At 32.4% G+C, this 20430-nt stretch carries 21 protein-coding genes; 15 read left to right on the forward strand and 6 right to left on the reverse strand.

What is annotated here, in order from left to right:
* Window positions 1-202 precede the first annotated feature (202 nt).
* Genes M4I21_RS15105 through M4I21_RS15125 form a run of 5 tightly spaced genes read left to right on the forward strand, consistent with a single transcriptional unit; the run spans window position 203 to window position 3619 of the window.
* A complete protein-coding gene (locus M4I21_RS15105; protein ID WP_349628888.1) occupies window positions 203-700 on the forward strand; it encodes a rhodanese-like domain-containing protein in 498 nt (165 codons plus the stop codon).
* 7 nt (window positions 701-707) lie between these two features.
* A complete protein-coding gene (locus M4I21_RS15110; protein WP_283771794.1) occupies window positions 708-1334 on the forward strand; it encodes a TIGR04282 family arsenosugar biosynthesis glycosyltransferase in 627 nt (208 codons plus the stop codon).
* Entirely contained in the window at window positions 1327-2142 is an 816-nt protein-coding gene (locus tag M4I21_RS15115) for a purine-nucleoside phosphorylase (protein WP_249560064.1), read from the forward strand. Before M4I21_RS15110 ends, M4I21_RS15115 begins: the two co-directional genes overlap by 8 nt.
* A gap of 45 nt (window positions 2143-2187) precedes the next feature.
* Window positions 2188-2934 (forward strand): DUF547 domain-containing protein, encoded by a 747-nt coding sequence (locus M4I21_RS15120; RefSeq protein ID WP_249560065.1) that lies wholly within the window; start codon window positions 2188-2190, stop codon window positions 2932-2934.
* Window positions 2921-3619: a TIGR04283 family arsenosugar biosynthesis glycosyltransferase gene (locus M4I21_RS15125; RefSeq protein WP_249560066.1), complete on the forward strand. Its 699-nt coding sequence runs from the start codon at window positions 2921-2923 to the stop codon at window positions 3617-3619. The genes M4I21_RS15120 and M4I21_RS15125 overlap by 14 nt, the downstream gene beginning before the upstream one ends.
* On the opposite strand, the gene M4I21_RS15130 is transcribed toward M4I21_RS15125, so the two are convergent.
* From M4I21_RS15130 to M4I21_RS15155, 6 genes are read right to left on the reverse strand one after another with little or no spacing between them, the layout of a single operon-like run.
* Window positions 3616-4632, reverse strand: coding sequence for an N-acetylmuramoyl-L-alanine amidase family protein (locus tag M4I21_RS15130; RefSeq protein ID WP_249560067.1), 1017 nt, complete (start codon window positions 4630-4632; stop codon window positions 3616-3618). The two genes, M4I21_RS15125 and M4I21_RS15130, sit on opposite strands and share 4 nt — an antisense overlap.
* Window positions 4633-4657: 25 nt before the next feature.
* Entirely contained in the window at window positions 4658-5920 is a 1263-nt protein-coding gene (locus M4I21_RS15135; protein ID WP_249560068.1) for a BamA/TamA family outer membrane protein, read from the reverse strand.
* A 2-nt stretch (window positions 5921-5922) separates the two neighbouring features.
* Window positions 5923-6657: a hypothetical protein gene (locus M4I21_RS15140; protein ID WP_249560069.1), complete on the reverse strand. Its 735-nt coding sequence runs from the start codon at window positions 6655-6657 to the stop codon at window positions 5923-5925.
* On the reverse strand, window positions 6644-7645 hold the full coding sequence (locus M4I21_RS15145) for a glycoside hydrolase family 113 (protein WP_249560070.1): 1002 nt from the start codon (window positions 7643-7645) through the stop codon (window positions 6644-6646). The genes M4I21_RS15140 and M4I21_RS15145 overlap by 14 nt, the downstream gene beginning before the upstream one ends.
* A 47-nt stretch (window positions 7646-7692) precedes the next feature.
* A complete protein-coding gene (locus tag M4I21_RS15150; RefSeq protein ID WP_249560071.1) occupies window positions 7693-8571 on the reverse strand; it encodes a transporter family protein in 879 nt (292 codons plus the stop codon).
* Between the two features lie 41 nt (window positions 8572-8612).
* On the reverse strand, window positions 8613-9332 hold the full coding sequence (locus tag M4I21_RS15155) for a DUF547 domain-containing protein (RefSeq protein WP_249560072.1): 720 nt from the start codon (window positions 9330-9332) through the stop codon (window positions 8613-8615).
* 215 nt (window positions 9333-9547) lie between these two features.
* Between M4I21_RS15155 and M4I21_RS15160 the strand changes: the two genes are divergently transcribed.
* The 10 genes from M4I21_RS15160 to argC all read left to right on the forward strand — a co-directional run bounded on the left by M4I21_RS15160 (window position 9548) and on the right by argC (window position 20421).
* Window positions 9548-10891, forward strand: a complete 1344-nt coding sequence (locus tag M4I21_RS15160; RefSeq protein WP_249560073.1) for an NAD(P)/FAD-dependent oxidoreductase — start codon at window positions 9548-9550, stop codon at window positions 10889-10891.
* A 12-nt stretch (window positions 10892-10903) separates the two neighbouring features.
* A complete protein-coding gene (locus M4I21_RS15165; protein ID WP_249560074.1) occupies window positions 10904-12484 on the forward strand; it encodes a 4Fe-4S binding protein in 1581 nt (526 codons plus the stop codon).
* A 4-nt stretch (window positions 12485-12488) separates the two neighbouring features.
* The gene (locus M4I21_RS15170) at window positions 12489-12971 is read left to right on the forward strand and encodes a toxin-antitoxin system YwqK family antitoxin (RefSeq protein WP_249560075.1); all 483 of its coding nucleotides are present in this window, start codon (window positions 12489-12491) and stop codon (window positions 12969-12971) included.
* Window positions 12971-13660 (forward strand): glycosyltransferase family 2 protein, encoded by a 690-nt coding sequence (locus M4I21_RS15175; protein ID WP_249560076.1) that lies wholly within the window; start codon window positions 12971-12973, stop codon window positions 13658-13660. Before M4I21_RS15170 ends, M4I21_RS15175 begins: the two co-directional genes overlap by 1 nt.
* Window positions 13661-13662: 2 nt before the next feature.
* Window positions 13663-15147, forward strand: a complete 1485-nt coding sequence (locus M4I21_RS15180; RefSeq protein ID WP_249560077.1) for a cellulose synthase family protein — start codon at window positions 13663-13665, stop codon at window positions 15145-15147.
* Between the two features lie 40 nt (window positions 15148-15187).
* Window positions 15188-15841, forward strand: coding sequence for a hypothetical protein (locus M4I21_RS15185; protein ID WP_249560078.1), 654 nt, complete (start codon window positions 15188-15190; stop codon window positions 15839-15841).
* 215 nt (window positions 15842-16056) lie between these two features.
* A complete protein-coding gene (locus tag M4I21_RS15190; RefSeq protein ID WP_249560079.1) occupies window positions 16057-17430 on the forward strand; it encodes an MptA/MptB family glycosyltransferase in 1374 nt (457 codons plus the stop codon).
* A 208-nt stretch (window positions 17431-17638) separates the two neighbouring features.
* Window positions 17639-18265 (forward strand): GNAT family N-acetyltransferase, encoded by a 627-nt coding sequence (locus tag M4I21_RS15195; RefSeq protein ID WP_249560080.1) that lies wholly within the window; start codon window positions 17639-17641, stop codon window positions 18263-18265.
* Window positions 18258-19454 carry an argininosuccinate synthase gene (locus M4I21_RS15200; protein WP_249560081.1) on the forward strand — a complete coding sequence of 399 codons (1197 nt, stop codon included), beginning with the start codon at window positions 18258-18260 and terminating at the stop codon, window positions 19452-19454. Before M4I21_RS15195 ends, M4I21_RS15200 begins: the two co-directional genes overlap by 8 nt.
* Window positions 19447-20421, forward strand: coding sequence for an N-acetyl-gamma-glutamyl-phosphate reductase (argC, locus tag M4I21_RS15205; RefSeq protein ID WP_249560082.1), 975 nt, complete (start codon window positions 19447-19449; stop codon window positions 20419-20421). The genes M4I21_RS15200 and argC overlap by 8 nt, the downstream gene beginning before the upstream one ends.
* The last annotated feature ends 9 nt before the right edge of the window (window positions 20422-20430 follow it).

A 20430-nucleotide genomic window follows, 5' to 3' on the forward strand; every position in this document is an offset into this window, starting at 1 on the left:
TATTCACCCTATGCAACAGCACTTTATATATTTTCTTTACAGTAAATTTATTGATAGATTTTATATTGGAGAAACTTCTAACCTTAAAATAAGCTAAAAAGTACTTTTTACCTTTAAATTAATCACTGCAATACAATATTTTAATCTTTCTTGTTTTAAAAGAATTTACAAAAACTTATCTTTACCTAAAACAATAAATCTTGTGATTAAAAAACCTACACTTCTTTTTTGCGTATTTCTTTTATTCTCGGTTCAAGGTTTTACGCAGTCATCTATAAAAAAACTATTAATAAAATACAACACAGAGAGTATACCATACATCTCTATAGATTCTTTATCCACCAAAACAAATATTGTTTTACTAGACACAAGAGAAGAACTAGAATTTAACACAAGCCATATAAAAGGAGCTATCTGTGTTGGATACGATTTTTTTAACTTGGAAAAAGTAACTACTAAAATAACAGATAAAAACGCAGAGATAATTGTGTACTGCTCTATCGGCATACGTTCTGAGGATATTGGAGAAAAACTAAAAGATGCAGGTTACACCAACGTAAAAAACTTATATGGAGGTATTTTTGAATGGAAGAACAAGAACAACCCCGTTTACACTTTAGACAACACAGAGACAAATAATATACATACACACAGTAAGGGTTGGTCTAAATTAGTGACCAATGCCGTGAAAATTTATTAATTACATTTTGAAAAATTTAAACAAAAACTTACTGTTAATCTTTACACGAAATCCTGAATTAGGAAAATGTAAAACTCGATTAGCCGCCAAAACGGGTGACCAAGCTGCTCTAGATATTTACAAATTCTTATTAGCGCATACCGTTTCGGTTACCGAGAATTTAAAGGCAGACAAACAGGTACATTACTCTGTTGCTATTAGAAAAAATGATATTTGGAACACCAACATCTACGATAAAAAATTGCAAGACGGGGACAACCTTGGTATACGTATGCTAAATGCCTTTAATCAAGGTTTTAAAGATGGATACAAAAATATTATTATTGTTGGTAGTGATATGTTCGATATCACTACAGAAGACTTAAATAACGCATTTGAACAACTAGACCAACACAATTTTGTTATTGGTCCAGCAACAGATGGTGGATACTATTTATTAGGAATGAAAAAACTTAATTCTGCTATTTTTAAAAATAAAATTTGGGGCACAGACACTGTTCTACAAGACACTTTAGATAATTTAAAAGACGAAAACATAAAGTTATTAGAAGCTAAAAATGATGTTGATTATTACGAAGACATCAAAGATATTGAAGCTTTTAAACCTTTTTTAAAACATATAAAAAATGATTAAACAAGAAATTGAAGACTCTATAGCATACCTAACAAACAAAGGTTTTGATTCTCCTGAAATAGGAATTGTTTTAGGCACAGGACTAGGAAGCTTAGCCAATGAAATAGAAAATCCAATTGAGGCTCATTACAACAACATTCCTTTTTTTCCACTAGCAACAGTAGAATTCCACACAGGAAAATTAATTTACGGCACACTAGAGGGTAAAAAAGTAGTCGTAATGCAAGGTCGGTTTCATATGTATGAAGGTTATGATTTACTAGACGTAACATACCCCATACGTGTAATGCATAAACTTGGCATTAAAAAACTTTTTATTTCTAATGCCGCAGGTGCAATTAACCTAGACTTTAAAAAAGGAGATATTATGCTACTAGAAGACCATATAAATCTTTTAGGAGGCTCTCCGCTTGCTTTTAAAGGTGTTTCTCAGTTTGGCGAGCGCTTTGTAGATATGGGCGAACCATACGATGTAGAAATGCGTAAAACACTACAAGACATTGCTAAAAAAGAAAACATTACTATGCACGCTGGCGTATACGCATCTGTGCTAGGCCCGCAGTTAGAAACTAAGGCTGAATACAGAATGCTTAAAATTATTGGTGCAGATGCTGTTGGCATGAGTACCGTACCGGAGGTTATAGTTGCCAACCATTTAAAACTACCTGTTGTTGCCGTATCTGTATTAACAGATGAATGTGACCCTAACAATCTAGAACCTGCTAACATTAAAGAAATTATTAGAATAGCCGGAGAAACAGAGCCACAAATGATAAAACTTTTTAGAGGTCTACTTAAAACAATGTAAGTTTTTTAGATTTTAAAAGACAAACTAAGAAATATACAATTGAAAATGGTTTATAAAATATCTGCCCTAGTAATTACCATAGTAACGCTTGGTTATTTTTATTTCAGCTCTTCTAAAACTATAGAAGAGACTTCGTTTAATGAAGTACCTAGTAACGAAAAATGGAGTGCTTTACTTCAGAAAAACGTAAATGCAAATGGCGATGTAAACTATAAAGCGTTTTTACAAGACAAGGCTGGCTTAGAAGAATACCTTACTCTTTTACAAAAAAACTCTCCCGCTAAAAATTGGTCAAAAAATCAGAAATTAGCATATTACATCAACCTTTACAATGCTGGTACTGTAAAATTAATAGTAGATAATTATCCAACAAAAAGTATAAAAGACATAAAATCTCCTTGGGACAAAGATGTTGTTGCCATTGGAGATAAAATGTTTTCTTTAGGGTATATAGAACACAAGGTTTTGCGTAAAATGAATGAACCACGTATACATTTTGCAATAAATTGCGCGTCTTACTCTTGTCCTAAATTAGTTAACAACGCTTTTTTAGCGAGCACTATGGATGCACAACTAGAAACTGCTGCCAAAGATTTTATAGCTGATAAAAAAAGAAATAAAATAAGCACTAATGATGTTCAGTTATCTGAAATATTTAAGTGGTTTAAAAGTGACTTTACAGAGAACACATCTTTAATAGGTTTTATAAACAAATACGCCACAGTAAAAATAGTAGAAGATGCTAAGGTAAAATACATAGACTATAACTGGAGCCTTAATGAAGCAAAATAAGCTAAGTATTATAATTCCTGTTTACAACGAAGAAGCTACTATTGCAAAGCTTATTACCGCAATAAAACAACGTAGTACTTTTAAACAAATAGCAGAAATAATTGTAGTCGATGGTGGCAGTATAGATAATACTATCGTTATTGCATCTACTCTTAATGTTACTGTAATTTCTTCAGGCAAAGGACGCGCTAAGCAAATGAATGCTGGCGCAAAAGCTGCCAAAGGAGATATTCTCTATTTTCTACACGCAGACACTATTCCTCCATATCAATTTGATTGTAAAATATTAAAAACCACAACTAAAGACAGAGCTGCTGGCAGTTTTAGAATGCAGTTTGATAGCAAAAGTTTCTTCTTAAAATTCTTTGCTTGGTTTACTCGTATAAATCATAAAGTATGTAGAGGCGGTGACCAATCGCTTTTTATTTCTAAAGATTTATTCTTTAAGCTGAATGGCTTTAACGAAAAGTACATAATCTATGAAGACGGAGAACTTATAGAACGCCTATATAAATCTACCAAATTTGCCATTATTAAAGATAAAGTAACTACCTCTGCTAGAAAATATCAGCAAAAAGGAATGATAACTTTACAGTATCATTTTGGTATTATCCACCTAAAAAAAACGCTAGGCAAAAGCCCAGAAGAACTTCACAAGTACTACAAAAAAAATATTGCGAGTTAGTTGTTCTTTTTATGATCTAGCAAAACACCCTCACTAATCCACTTTGCCAGTGCTTGTCTATTTTCCGGAACCAATATACGTTTCTGATCCTTTTTATTTTGAATATTTCCTATTTCTATATACGCCATAGCTGGCATTGTATTTTTAACCAAGTATAAGCCACTCCTATCTAAAAAAGTACCTGTATAATCTCTGTTCGGCTGGTATTCTTTATACTTATCATCAAACGTTTTGTGTATACTTTCTGCCAAACGCTTACCATTACTACTTTTTTCATGATGGTAAAAGAAAACATCTATATTTTGACCCACACTCCTGCTATCTATATGCGTAACTATTAACCGTTGATACTTTCCCTTGTTTTTTATATACAAGTCGTTTACGGCGTCTACCCTTTGCTTTAAACGCTCTACTTGATTTAATGGTATTACTTTATTTGGGTAACAAACCTCATCATAATCTACCATTAGTAATTTCTCATCTCGTATGCCATCATTTTCATCTCTAATAATAATGTAAACCAAAGCTCCGTGAGCTATTAACTCCCTTCCTAAACGCAAGGTAATGTCATATGCATATTCGTCTTCAGAAATTAACTTTTTACCATATTTTGTAACAGCTCCAGGATCTGGGCCACCGTGACCAGAAATCAAATAATAAACAGCTCCTTTAAGTTTTGTGCTTTTTTGTTCTACTGTTGCATATTTTTTACCAAAAATAGGATAGCCGTTAACTATTGCAGGTAACGCTTCTTTTCCATCAACCTTAATAAGTCTATCTGGAATTATATATGTTCTACCCTCGTATAAATGTTTTCCATTTCTAAGGTTATCTTTATTTATAGCAATAAAATCTGAGTAATATTTAGACGGACTCATATCAAACTTACGAAGCAGCGTATAAATACCTTCGCCTTTTTGAGCTACAACCGTTTTTTCTTTATCTTGAGAATAGAGTTGAGTGCAGGCTAAAAACAACGCCACACTAACTATTACAAACTTCTTAATTATCATTTATAGGACTTTTACGCAAATATTATCAAAAATACTGCCCAATTCCAAAAACTAAGCCTTTTGATGCATTTTTTGTTACTCCATAGCCGTAATCTATTCTAAAAATGGCATTAAAAATCTTCTTATGCATAAATCGAAGTCCAACTCCAGGATAAACCCTAATATTCTCCGGTTCTAAAAAATCTTGAAACTCTCCTCCTGGATTACGCCACGTACCGGCATCTACAAATGTATTTCCCTGTAATACAAACCAACTTTTATCTACCAAGGTATATCTATACTCTGTATTTAAAACCAAAGCGCCAGTACCTCTATCTATTATATTACCAACACCTCTTATATTTATATTGTTATCCACAGAAAAAGGAGCAAAAGGTGTTTCATCATTAGTAGCTAAACCAACTCGCAATCTATTAGCCCAGTTGCCACGCTCACCTACTCTTTTGTAGTAAACAAAGTCGTTAAAGGCTACTACAAAATTATCTAGTTCTTTTGTAGAACTATGCACGTACTGAAAATTTAAAGAACTTTTGAATCCGTCTAAATATTGGTAATGGTATTGTATGTTGCTGTATTTATAAATGGCTTTATAAGAAAACTTATTTACATCCAATGCTTGCGGCACTGTTTCGTTAGTAGCCCCACGTATGTAATTGTATTTTTCAGTAAAAAAATTAAGCCCTAAATCTATGCTGTGGTTTTGGTTAAATTGATACAAACCAAGAACCTCTATAGAAGAGTTGTGATATTTATAATCTGCCGAAGATCCATCAAAAAAAATAGGCTCTTGTGTTTTTAAATTGTTATAGCTAACAGCTAAACCTGCTTTTGCACTAAATAGATACGGAGCTCTAAGCAAAACGCCATAAGAGTTAAATATGTCTTTCTGATAAAAACCACCTACTGTAATATTTCGACCTGTAAAATTAAACTCCTGCAAACCAACCCTAAAAGCAAAATCATCATTAGAAGAGGTATACAAATTTGCAAACGGTATAATAGTAAAATTCTCTTCTACAGTAAAAACTAAGTTATAACTAGTATCTACCGTGTTTTGCACCAATTGAAAAGTAGCATTTGCGATAGACGGTAATTTCTTAAGTTGGTTTACAGCAATACGTATAGTGCTAGAATCTGTAAGGATACCTTTTTCTATGGCTACAATACTTTTTAAGAAAGATACTTTGGTTTTTTTAGCTCCAACAAAACTAACGTCTGCTATTTTTAGTTCTTGTGAAAAACCAGTTACACAAAAAAGAATTAGAAATAAGAATAGTAATTTTTTCATAATTATGGAGAAAAGTTGGTTTCTACAAGCAAGTTAACCCAATTGTCTTGGCTAACTGCCATTAATGTAAAACCATAGTTTTTGGTTCGAATTAAGTTTGGTGGTGATTTTTTTGTAATATTTAAAACAACATTATCTAAATTATAATACTGAAACATTTTGTCGAAAGTGTACGTTCCTGATAAAAAATTAGAATCAGCATCTGTTAGCACCTGAAAATAGATAGCAGAATCCGTATACAAACCATCTTCCCAAGAAAAAACAGGCATTATTGGGTTATCAGAATTTATACTAACTGTGCTTTGCTTTTCTGTAGGCTTTGTAATGTGTTTTAGATGTATTGGATTGCATATATGAACCTTACCTTCTTCAATAAAAGAAACAACAACCCATTTTTCTTTAGATGACTCAACAGAAAAACGCTTTAGCTCGCCATTAAAAACATCAAAGATAACAGGAGCTTTTTCTGTGTATGTATCAAAATTATTTTTATCAACCTCTAAATTTTCAGTTTCAAAATATCTAAAATTAGTAGCTCCTTCTCTAGGATAAAAAAATACATTTACTCCCCCTTTGTTGTCTGCACTAGCTGCACAAGCAATAACATTATCTTTAACTACGGTTTCGCCATCCAGTGCAACTTTTAAAGAAGATACGTTTGCTAATCCATCTTCTGAACAACCATAGGTTATCAAAATTAAAAAAAGAAAAAAATATTTTAATTTACTTAAAGCCATAATATTCTTTTAAAACCAATTCCGCTGGTTTATTTTGCGGTGTAAACCTGTTGTTTTCTGATCCTCCAACATTGTCATGATCTATAAACCATTTCCAAACATAACCACCAGCAAACCAATCCTCTGTCCAAAACATTTCTAAAATAGCTTTAGTTGCATTAGATTGCGCTTCTAAATTTACATTAGTTTGGTTACGATCTACCAGCCACGGTCTTTCTCCTGTAAAATCCATACTTCTGTACCCATATTCCGTAAACAAGATTGGCTTACTAATAGAGTCAGACATTTGTTTTAATGCTTTTTTATGTGGCTGCCAACCTGCTTTTAACTGCGCTATAGTTGGGTGTTGCTCTTTGGACAATGGAAAATAAGCATCTACACCTACATAATCTATTTTATCCCAAAAAGGCACCTTAGGGTACTCATCCCAATTTGCAGCATACGTTAATTTACCTTTGTATACTTTTTTAACTTCTACTATTAAATTGCTCCAGAAATCTGGTCTTTGCAGTACAAATTTTTTCAACTCTGTACCAATACAAAAAACATCTACTTTTACTTCTTGCGCTAGAGTCGCATAACTCAAAATAAAATCTGAATACGATTTTTCAAGCGTTTGCCAGTGTTCCTCAGAATTCATTTCTAGAGTGCCCGTAAACTTACCGTCTCTAATCCATATCTGGGGTTTTAGCATCACACTTATGTTATTCTTATGTAGTATTTCTACATAGTGTTTAATACCATCACTTCTTTCCCCAAACCATTGCCTATCCGAGTTAAAAATTAGCTCTGGCTCATTCACATCTCTTATAAAACCAAATGGCATAACGGAGGCTGCGTTTGCATTTATAGCCAAAATTGGAGCTATATTTTTCTGAGTAACCTTCTCTCTAGAAGAAACAAAACTTACGCCATTTATTTTTTTTTCAACTTGACTATTACAAGAGAATTGTAAGCAACATACTATAAGGAGACCTAACTTTTTCACAAACTATAATTTTAAGCCTCCTAAAATACGTTATTTAATAATAGCTCCTAGAAAATTGCTCTAAGTCCTAAGTTAAATGTTTCTCCTAGTCCTGTATTATCACCTCCAACAAAGTTAGTATACAACAACTCTAAGTTAAGTGCATTTGTAAGCTGGTATTTTGCACCACCACCTAAGGCTGTGTAATTCTGACTAAAATCGTTACCTAAATCTATACGTTGCGAGTGTTGTGCTAAAGCTAAAACTGTAAACTTATTTGCTGGAAAATAACTTAGAAAAATACCTGGCGTTAACCCTAAACTGTTATTTGCAAAGCTCTTATCTTTATCTCCAAAATTAAGTTCTGTATTTAACTCTGTGAATAGCTGCCACTTGTCTCCTGGAAATGTATAATCATAGAAAAATCTGTTTTGCCAAATAAATCCGTTTTGATCTAAAAAAACACCATTCTCAGTTTCATTATCTACCAAAGGAATATATAAAGAACTCTGAATAGAAAAATTACCAACAGACTCAAAAGGCACAAACTTTACAGATGGCGCAAAAGATGTTAAGCCTGCTCTAGAAATACCATCTTCGCTCTTAAATTTTAATGCATCTAAAGTTTCAGTACCATTTATGGTATTAGAACGTATTTTAAGTATTACACCAACATTCCATCTATTATTTTCTCCAACACCGGTATATCCTTCTAAAGTAGATGTAAAAAATGTTTGTCTTGGCTGCCTGCCATCTGTAAATGTACTTCTTGTTTCTGTGTAAATATTATTAAACCATTTAATATCAAACTGTCCCTTTCCTATTAATTTAGATGGTGTGTATTGTTGTATGTTGCTCTTTTGTGCATCATCTTCATCTTCTTGGGAGTATCCTAAAAATGCAGTTAGTAAACCTAATACTAAGGCAATTGTTTTTATTTGTTTCATAATTGTTTTGTTGTTGTTGTTGTTGTTGTTGTTTCGTGTAACTATTGTTTATTTAATGTCCAGTCATATGGGTAATAAGACACTTTTGCTTTCGTATCAATCTTTTCTTCTCTGTATAGGTTTACAAAATCTATTAATGATTTTCCGTCTTGTGTAAAATCCCCTTTGTACCATTCAAAAATCTGAGAAAGCTTTACCTTATTTTTATGAACCATTATAAAACTTGGATTATTAATCGCTATTTGCGTTTGTATTTGCAATTGATCCTCTAGTAAACTTGGCATATAGGCTTCGTTAATAATTGGAGGACAACCTAGGCCTGCACATACCAATACAAAATGAAAACGTGGTTCTTTAGGAAAAACTGAGCGTAACATTTTATGTTCCATATCATTTAACGTAAGTTCCTTACCTGCTACATTGTGTTTAATTTTATCAAAAAAACCTGCTTTATCTAGCGGAGACTTTAAAGGATAATTATTTACCACATTTTTAATTACTGATATATTGTAAGCATTAATCCAAAATGCTTGGTATTCCGTAGCCTTACTTTTTGTTACCTGTATAGATTTAATATCTGTAACCAACTCATCTAATAATGCGGGACTTGCCTTTATATCCTTATAGGCTACTTTACCGTTAGCCACATAAGTATTAAAAAAAGTGTTAGCTTTAGTGAAAAACTGATTTGTATCTTGAGAATAAATAGATGTACTACTTAAAAAGAAGAGCATTACTGTTATTTTAATAGTATTTTTCATAATAAGATTGGTGTTATTTAATAAGTATGTCGATCTCTTTTAACAAAACATACAACATTGTCTTTATTTTATCTGAAGCAAAGAAACCCGTTAAGTATCACATTTTCATAACAAAAAGAAATCAAGTTTATTCTTATTTAGAAAACATATAAATAACCAATTCTCCGTTAAGTTTAGCCGTTTAAGCACGACAGAGACACTATTATTTTAAATCTATGGAGCACATTGTTATTATTGGAAATGGTATTGCAGGCATAACAGCCGCAAGACACATTCGTAAATTATCTGACAAAAGAATCACAATTATTTCTGCCGAATCCGAGTACTTCTTTTCTAGAACTGCACTTATGTATGTTTATATGGGACATATGAAATTTGAGCACACACAACCTTATGAAAATTGGTTTTGGAAAAAAAACAGAATAGATCTTGTAAAAGGATATGTTAACAATGTAGACCACGCAAATAAAAAAGTACAATTAGAAGACTCTTCTATTTCTTATGATAAATTAATTATTGCAACCGGCTCTAAACCAAATAAATTTGGATGGCCAGGACAAGATTTAAAAGGCGTACAAGGCTTATACTCTAAACAAGATTTAGAACAACTACAAGAAAATGCTCCTGATAACAAAACGTGTAAAAGAGCGGTTATAGTTGGTGGAGGGTTAATTGGTATAGAAATGGCTGAAATGCTCCGTAGTCGCAAAATACCAGTTACTTTTTTAGTTAGAGAAAATAGTTTTTGGAATGGTGTTTTACCTAAGGGTGAGTCCGAACTTATTAACGAACACATTCTAGAACACCATATAGACTTACGTTTAAATACCAATTTAGTAGAAATTATTTCTGATGAAAACGGTCGCGCAAAAGCTATTACCACAGATAAAGGAGAAACTATAGAATGTAGCGTTGTTGGCCTTACAGCAGGCGTATCGCCAAATGTAGATTTCTTAAAAGAATCTGGGATAGAATTAGGTCGTGGCGTTAAAGTAAATAGGCTTTTAGAGACTACTATTAAAGACATTTATGCCATTGGAGACTGCGCAGAACAGCACCAAGGTATAGACAACAGAAGACCAATTGAAGCTGTTTGGTACACAGGAAGAATGATGGGCGAAACTCTTGCACAAACCATTTGCGGCAACCAAACGGAATACAAACCTGGACACTGGTTTAACTCGGCTAAATTTCTAGATGTAGAGTACCAAACCTATGGCTGGGTATTTAGTGAGCGTAGCAAACAAGATCACGAGGCTCATTTTCACTGGAGACATCCTAAAGAAAAAATATGTATTACAGTTGCATACCATAAAGACACTAAAGAATTTTTAGGTATAAATACATTCGGAATTCGTATGAGACACGAGGTTTTTAACAAGTGGCTAACCCAGAAAAAAGAAGTAGAATACGTGCTTCAATATTTAAAAGATGCCAATTTTGATCCTGAATTTTATAAGCAATACGAAACTGAAATTTTAGCAAAGTACAATGCTGAATTTAACACTAGCTTATCAACAAAAAAGAAAAGTTTAAAAAGAATATTCAACATCGCTTAATCAATAAAAAAAATGAAGACAATTAAATATTTAGGCCTTGTTATTTTCTTAGTGGGATTGGGCATTTTTGCTGCAACACCCTTTTTAGGGAATTTTAAAGTAGACCAAAAAGGTTTTGATGAAATTATTACGAGTCAAGGTATTAAAAGTGAAATCTTAATTAAAGATCTTAGCTCTAAAATAATAAATAAGGATTTTTCTAGTTCAACGTTTTTAGCTCCTGTTTTAGAAGACGCAATAGAGCGTGCTAATGCTACACATATAAAAAACAAAGAATGGGGCAAAAAGGTTTACGCTACCGGAGATAATATGGCCGCAGCAATGCGTAAATCCTCTAGTTATGGCTTTATTCCCGAGAACAAAGGCATTATGTGGTTTTTAACCTTTGGTTTAGGTATAATAGGCGCATTGCTTTTTATATTACCTAATATTGTTTTACTTGGTAAAAAAGGAATAAAGAATGATGGTATTTACCTGCAAAGCGCTACAAATCGCGGTTTAGTTGCCTGGCTTGTTTTCTTCTTTTTAGTAAGTTTTTATATCATACTTTATTTCTTTTCTGAATACGCAGTAAACTGGACATTTTTAGTAGATCCTATTAGTGAAACTCTTAGTGGCAACCCTGCAGGTCATTGGTTTGTTTACGGATTTATGTACTGTGTAGTTATGTCTGTTATGGCAGTACGTATGTACATAAAATACAGGCATAATATGTATCAAATATTCCGTACTACGTCTGTTTTATTTTTTCAGATAGTATTTGCATTCTTAATTCCGGAAATTATGGTGCGTTTGCAAATGCCTTATTATGATTTTAAAAATGCGTTTCCGCTAGATTACGATTTCTTTTTTCAATGGAACTTAAAAGATCTTATTGCCAATGGCGGCATAGGAATATTTATTCTTGTTTGGGGTATTGTATTAACGTTAGTAATTGTACCAATAATGGTTTATTTCTTTGGAAAAAGATGGTACTGTTCTTGGGTTTGTGGCTGTGGCGGTTTAGCAGAAACATTAGGAGATCCATATAGACAACATTCAAGCAAATCTTTATTTTCTTGGAAAGTAGAACGCTGGTTAATACATGCTGTACTGGTTTTTGCGGTAGGTATGACGCTTATGACCCTTTACAGTTTCTTTGCAGAGTCTAGCACAGTATTAGGCATAAAAACACAAACAGTACAAAACGTATATAGTCTTTTAATTGGTGCAATTTTCGCTGGAGTTATTGGCACTGGATTCTATCCAATTTTTGGAAACAGAGTATGGTGTAGATTTGGTTGTCCTTTAGCCGCTTATTTAGGTTTTGTACAACGTTTTAAATCTAGATTTAGAATTACAACAAACGGTGGTCAATGTATTTCTTGTGGTAACTGCTCTACCTATTGTGAGCAAGGTATAGATGTGCGTGCTTATGCGCAAAAAGGAGAAAACATTGTACGTTCTAGTTGTGTAGGTTGTGGTGTATGTTCTGCTGTTTGCCCTCGTGGAGTTTTAAAATTAGAAAACGGACCAGAAGAAGGACGTATTAACCCTACAGAAGTTTTATTAGGTAACGATGTTGATCTAATGGATTTGGTCAATAAAAAATAAAAATATGTTTTACCGCTTAATCCTTGTTTCTGTTATTTTAGTAACAGCCGTTATAAATACAGATTCTAAAAAATACAATAAAGAATTTTACCCATCTGGAGCTATAAAATCTGAAGGATGGACAAAAAATAATATAAAAGAAGGTTTTTGGAAATTCTATTATGAAGATAAATCTTTGGCCAAACAAGGACATTATGAAGACAATAAAAAAGAAAAGTATTGGTACTTTTACTCGCCAGAAGGAAAATTAGAAAAAGAAGGTCGTTTTAAAAGCGATGAAAAAACCGGTTGGTGGCAGTTTTATACAAGTAGTGGCAAAATAAATCATAAATGCCAATTGGTACATGATCTTAAAAATGGATACTGCTTAAAATATAAAAATGAAAAATTATCTTCTGCAGAAAAATATAAAAATGGCAAAAAGATTAAAGAATGGTTTAGTTTTGCTGGTTTTAAAAAGGAAAATAACTTATCCGATTTAAGGTAATGACAGAAATAAACGTAATTATTCCGGCTTATAATGAGGCCGAATCTATTGGGAAAGTTATAAAAGAAATACCTTCTTCTGTTTCTGAAATCATTGTTGTTAATAATAATTCTACAGATGAAACAGTTGCAAATGCAATAAAAGCAGGTGCTACGGTACTTACAGAAACCAGAAAAGGATACGGCTATGCCTGCCTAAAAGGTATGGATTATATCGCTAAAAAAGCTAGTAAGCCAGATATCATCGTATTTATTGACGGAGACTACTCAGATTATCCAGAAGAATTAACAAAGATTGTAGAACCTATCTTAAAAAATAATTTTGATTTTGTAGTTGGTGCCCGCACTAGAAAATTAAGAGAAAAAGGAAGTATGACACCCCAACAAGTTTTTGGAAATAAACTTGCTACAGTGTTAATGAAAATCTTCTTTAGGGCTAATTTCACTGACCTTGGACCATTTAGAGCTATTAAATACAATACCCTATTAGCACTAGATATGCAAGACAAAACTTATGGATGGACGGTTGAAATGCAACTTAAAATTCTAAAGAAAAAGTTAAAATATATAGAGGTACCTGTACGTTATAAAAAAAGAATTGGCGTATCAAAGGTCTCAGGCACAGTAAAAGGTACTATATTTGCCGGTATAAAAATCCTTGGATGGATATTTAAATACAGCTTTAAATAAATATGGAAATTGCAATTACATACATAATTATTGGTATCTACAGTTTAGCTCTTTTGTTGATCTTTTTCTACAGCCTAGCACAACTTAATCTGCTAGTCAATTATTTAGGCTACAAAAGAAGAAACAAAGACGCACCTAAATTTAACCTTTTAGATGCAAAAGAGATTCCTTTAGTAACGATACAACTTCCTATTTACAATGAAGAATATGTAGTTGAAAGACTTTTAGAAAACATTGCAAAAATAGAATACCCAAGTAGCAAACTAGAAATTCAAGTTTTAGATGACTCCACAGATGATTCTGTTATAGATACAGCGAAACAAATTGAAGAGCTGCAAAAAACTGGTTTAGACATACAACATATTAGAAGAACCAACAGACAAGGCTATAAAGCTGGTGCTCTAAAAGAAGGTCTAATAACAGCAAAAGGTGATTTTATTGCTATTTTTGATGCCGATTTTTTACCTGACTCAGACTGGTTAAAGAAAACTGTTATTTACTTTAAAGATGAAGAAATAGGAGTTGTACAAACGAGATGGGGACATATAAACAGAGATTATTCTGTGTTAACAAGAATACAAGCCTTTGCACTGGATGCTCACTTTACTTTAGAACAAGTTGGTAGAAACGCTAAGGGACACTTTATAAACTTTAATGGTACAGCTGGTATTTGGAGAAAGACCTGTATTATAGATGCTGGTAACTGGGAAGGCGATACCTTAACTGAGGATTTAGACTTAAGTTACCGCGCACAATTAAAAAACTGGAAATTTAAATATTTAGAAGACGTAGAAACACCCGCTGAATTGCCGGTTGTTATTTCTGCTGCTCGTTCGCAACAATTTAGATGGAATAAAGGTGGTGCAGAAAACTTTAGAAAATCTGTAGTTAGCGTTGTTAGTGCTAAAAACATCTCTTTTAAAACGAAGTTCCACGGTGTAATGCACTTACTAAACAGCTCAATGTTTTTATGTGTATTTCTAGTTGCTCTTTTAAGCATACCAATGCTTTACATAAAAAACAGAAACGAATCTTTAGGCTGGGTTTTTGAAGTAACTAGCTTCTTTATTTTAAGCACTGTAATTTTATTTGTTTGTTATTGGTTTACATTTAAAAGCATACAAGGAAGTAGCTTTAGTAAATTTATAGATTACATAAGACTTTTCTTTACATTCTTTTCTATTGCCTTAGGTTTCTCTTTACACAATACACTTGCCGTTATAGAAGGACACAGAGGTAAAAGAAGTGAATTTGTACGTACTCCTAAATTTAATATTAATAACATATCTGATAGTTGGAAAGGAAATAAATACCTTACTAAAAAATTATCTCCAAATATGATTTTAGAATTTGGTCTAATGCTATATTTCTTATTTGGCATGTACTCTGCTATTCCTCTTAACGATTTTGGATTGTTCCCTTTTCACTTTATGTTGTTCTTAGGGTTTGGGTACGTTTTCTTTAATTCGCTTACAGCTAAGGCTTAAAAATATTATTTTACAGTGTAATCAGTTTAATGATCTTTGAATGGATAAATTTGAAATTCATATTTCTCCTGAAATAATTAATCAGATAAAAATAGGTATTGAAAAATACGAATCACTCCAAAAAAAAGATGGATTTATCAAACTAGCAAATTTAGGATGGTATGTTAACGGAAAAACATCTCTCACTCAAGCTTCTAATTTAATGGATCTTGCTCATAACGGAAAAGTATCTGATATCAACAATTACCTAACTAACTATTATAAAAAAGAATTATCGGAAAGGATATTTTCTTTTGACAAATTTCAGTCTAAACGTTCGTTTATAATAAAAGAGGCAGTTGAATGTCATTTATCAGGTAAATATTATGCATCTGTACCTTTGTTTTTACCACAAGCAGATGGTCTATGTAGTAAACTTCTATTTAAAACCAAGGATAGGAAAAGAGAGCTCAAACAACTAGTAAAAGGAAAAATAAAAAATGATTTTTTTCTAAACATACTTAATTCAGTTCTGAGGACGAATAAAATTGATGAATATTTTTCTGATGATTTTGATACATCGACTGGACTGAATAGACACGCTGTTTTACACGGTTATGACACCGATTATGGCACAGAATTAAACAGTTTAAAAGCTTTCTCTTTACTGCTTTTTATTTATGATTTCCTCATTTTCAAAAATGAAAAATCATAAAGAGTCCGATTAATATTGACATAAATCTAGATTAAAACATTTCTTCATATTAAATTTCTATTTTAAATTTATTTGCAATCATAATTTTGTTAGGATAGTGAATTTTTAATGACTATTGCATTTATACACTTCATTTCTTAACTATATTACTTAGAAAAGAGAATTGTATATTTTTTAGTACTTTAGAAGACTTAATGTAAATTATAATTTTAGTAATGCTAGTAAAAATTTCATCATACTATAGGCTACATAAAATACCTATACTATTACTTGTTGCTAGCTTACTTTTTTATTACACTTTTGCCTATTACTTAGATCGTACAGACTTTCCAAAACTTATTACGCTTGCCGCTGCGTTATTTTTTCTTTGCTACAAGCTTATTCAATTCGAAAAATGGAATTTTAAACTACTGCTAACAGCAGGGATACTGTTTAGACTTGTATTTTTGTTTGTGATTCCAATACTGTCTCAAGATTTTCATAGATTTATCTGGGACGGAGAATTAGTTCTGCAAGGTATAAACCCGTATTTACAGACCCCAAATACCATAATAAAAGAAGGTACTATACTCATAGAAAATTCTGCGCAGATGTATGCTAGTATGGGAGAAATTAGTGCAAAAAACTTTAGTAATTACCCTCCCCTAAACCAGTTACTATTTGCTTTTGCAGCTCTGTTTTCTGGTAAAAGTGCAATTGGTGGTATTGTTACAATGCGTTTAATTATTATTCTAGCAGATATTGGTATTGTCTACTTTGGAAGAAAGTTACTTTTAAAACTAAATTTATCATCACACTTACTATTTTGGTATTTTTTAAATCCATTGGTAATTATAGAGCTTACCGGTAATCTTCATTTTGAAGGTGTAATGCTATTTTTCTTTATATGGAGTATGTATCTCCTTAGTCAAAAAAAATACATTTTAGCTGCTCCAATCCTAGCTTTTTCTATCGCTATAAAATTAGTGCCACTTATCTTTTTACCACTATTCTTAAGACATTTAGGAGTTAAAAAAGCTATTCAGTTTTATGCAATAATAGGAGTAACAATACTTGCTTTACTGCTTCCCTTCTATTCATCAGAGTTTATAAATAACTATACTACTACAATAGGACTCTGGTTTAGTAATTTTGAGTTTAATGCTAGTATTTACAATATCGTAAAAAAGATAGCCGAGTTAAACGGGAGTAAAAATTGGGAAACCATAAGAGCATTTGGCAAAATATCACCTTATATAACCATTTCTGTTGTTTTACTTTTCTCCTTTTTAAAGAGCAACAAAACAATAACTAGCTTATTCACTAGTATGCTTTGGGTCCTTACCATTTATTACTTTATTTCTACAACAGTACATCCTTGGTACATTATTTCTTTAGTAGTACTTAGTCTATTTACTAGGTTTAGATATGCTATTTTATGGTCTGCTGCTGTATTTCTAAGCTATTGGACATACTCTAATCCAAATTTTACAGAGCATTTAGGAATACTAACAATTGAGTATACTTTAATTTTAGGCTATATTTTATACGAAATACTTAGACTAAACAAACAAAAATTACTTTTTTCGAAAAATAAAACAGTAAATTAGGTCAGCTCAATATAATTTGTACATTTGATATTGTAATGAGCAAGAACACAAACATTTTATTTACCAGCAGGGTTTCTACACCCTTAGCTATGCTTGTTCCTGCACGTCGCCGCCCGTAAGGGTATATACTTCTTTTGGAATTAGGTGAGTCCAGTTCCGTTTTTCAAAACATAAAATTTTTCAATACTAACATAAAAAGCAACAGTCAATGAGAATTGTAATTGCTAATGCATCGCATATTAAATATGCGCAGATAATTTCTGATACTATTACAGATTCTGCTAAGGTTCGCGGCACAGGCATTGCGAAGCGTACGCCAGAGTATATACAAAAAAGGTTGCAAAATGGTAATGCCGTTATTGCCTTAGACGGAGAGACATTTGCAGGTTTCTGCTATATAGAAGTTTGGGGACACAATAAGTTTGTTGCTAACTCTGGTCTTATTGTACACCCAGATTTTAGAAATTTAGGGCTAGCCAAGCAAATTAAAGAACACATTTTTAAACTCTCCAGAGAAAAATTCCCCGAAGCTAAAATTTTTGGAATTACTACGGGCTTAGCGGTTATGAAAATGAATTATGAGCTTGGTTACAAACCAGTTACATTTTCTGAACTTACAGACGATCCTGAATTCTGGAAAGGGTGCCAAACGTGTAAAAATTTTGATGTTCTAACCAGAACAGAACAAAAAATGTGCTTATGCACTGGTATGCTTTACAATCCTGCTGCAAAGGCAAAAGCTACCGATAAAAAAGAAGTCGACAGTAAAGTATTTAAAAGATTAAAAAGTATTAAAGAGCATTTGTTCTTAAAAAAGAAAAATAAAGATGAGTAAATTAGTTTTAGCATATAGTGGTGGTTTAGATACGTCTTACTGCGCAAAATATTTATCAAAAGACAAAGGTTTTGAGGTGCACGCTGTTAGTGTAAACACTGGCGGGTTCTCTAAAGAAGAAATAACTAACATAAAAAAGAAAGCAATAGAATTAGGCGCAACAAGCTACACCTCTATAGATGCTGTACAAACATTTTACAAGAAGGTTGTAAAATATCTAATTTTTGGGAATGTTCTAAAAAACAACACGTACCCATTATCTGTTAGTGCAGAACGTATTGTACAAGCTATAGAAATTGTAAATCACGCTAAAAAAATAGGAGCTAAATACATTGCTCACGGTAGTACTGGTGCTGGGAATGATCAGGTTAGGTTTGATCTAATTTTCCAAATCATTGCTCCAGAAATCGAAATTATTACTCCTATCAGGGATAATCAATTATCTAGAGAGGTAGAAATTGCATACCTAAAAGAAAACGGCGTAGATTATCCTTGGGAAAAAGCAAAATACTCTATTAATAAAGGGCTTTGGGGAACTTCTGTTGGCGGTGAAGAAACATTAACGTCTCACTCCCCATTGCCAGATACAGCATATCCTAGTCAGCTTGAAGAAAGAAATCCTATAGATGTAAAATTAACCTTTACCAAAGGAGAATTAACGGCTATTAATGGTGAAGAAGATAAACCAATTCACAACATTACAAAACTAAATACAGTTGCGTCCTTGTTTGCTATTGGTAGAGATATACACGTTGGCGATACAATTATTGGTATTAAAGGTAGAGTTGGCTTTGAGGCTGCGGCATCTTTACTAATTATAAAAGCGCACCATTTACTAGAAAAACACACGCTAACAAAATGGCAACAATACCAAAAAGAGCAACAAGGTAATTTTTATGGTATGTTATTACATGAAGGCAATTACCTAGATGAAGTTATGCGTAATATAGAAGTATTTTTAGCAGACACGCAAAAAAATGTTTCTGGTGATGTTTTTATTACATTACACCCATACAGATTTGAGCTTAACGGAATAACATCTAAACACGACCTTATGAATGCTTCTTTTGGTAGTTATGGTGAAATGAATAAAGGCTGGACAGCAGATGATGCTAAAGGATTTATTAAAATAATTGCGAACGCTGGTAAAATATACAATCATGTAAATAAAAATTTAAAAGATGATTAACATTGGTATTATAGGCGGTTCTGGCTATACAGGAGGCGAGTTAATAAGATTACTTTTAAATCATTCTGAAGCAAATATAGATTTTGTTTACAGTACAACTAGAGCTGGAAAAAAAATAGCATCTGCTCATCAGGATTTATTAGGGCAGACAAACCTAGAGTTTACAGGAAATGTAAATCTAGATGTAGATCTTGTTTTTCTATGCCTTGGACACGGAAACTCAACTTCATTCTTACTAGAAAATTCGTTTTCTAACAATACTAAAATTATAGATTTAAGTAATGATTTTAGATTACATAATGATGCCATTTTAAATGGAAAAGAGTTTATCTACGGCTTACCTGAAACAAATATTGAAAAAATAAAATCTGCCAGTTTTATAGCAAACCCAGGATGTTTTGCCACAGCAATTCAGCTTGCATTATTACCATTGGCTAAAGCAAATATTTTACATAATGATGTACATATAAATGCAGTAACAGGTAGTACTGGCGCTGGCGTAAAACCAGGGGACTCTACTCATTTTAGCATGCGTAATAACAATGTATCTTGGTACAAGCCATTTACACATCAACATTTAGGCGAAATAGGCGAAAATTTACATTCTTATAAAAATGAAATTGGCGAATTACTGTTTCTTCCGCAAAGAGGAAATTTTACTAGAGGTATTTTTGCTACTGCCTATACAAAATACAAGGGCAGTTTAGAAGATGCTTATGAGTTGTATACTAGTTTTTATGCTGACGCGAAATTTACACATATATCTGATACAGAAATTCACTTAAAACAAGTAGTAAATACCAACCAATGTCACTTGCATTTACACCTACACAATGGTAATTTATTAATTACATCTGTTATTGATAATTTACTAAAAGGCGCATCTGGACAAGCGGTACAGAATATGAATTTAATGTACGGCTTTAATGAAGATGAAGGCCTAAACTTAAAAGCATCCGCATTTTAACATCAATCT

It is taken from the genome of Cellulophaga sp. 20_2_10 (assembly GCF_023476645.1).
Lineage (GTDB): Bacteria > Bacteroidota > Bacteroidia > Flavobacteriales > Flavobacteriaceae > Cellulophaga.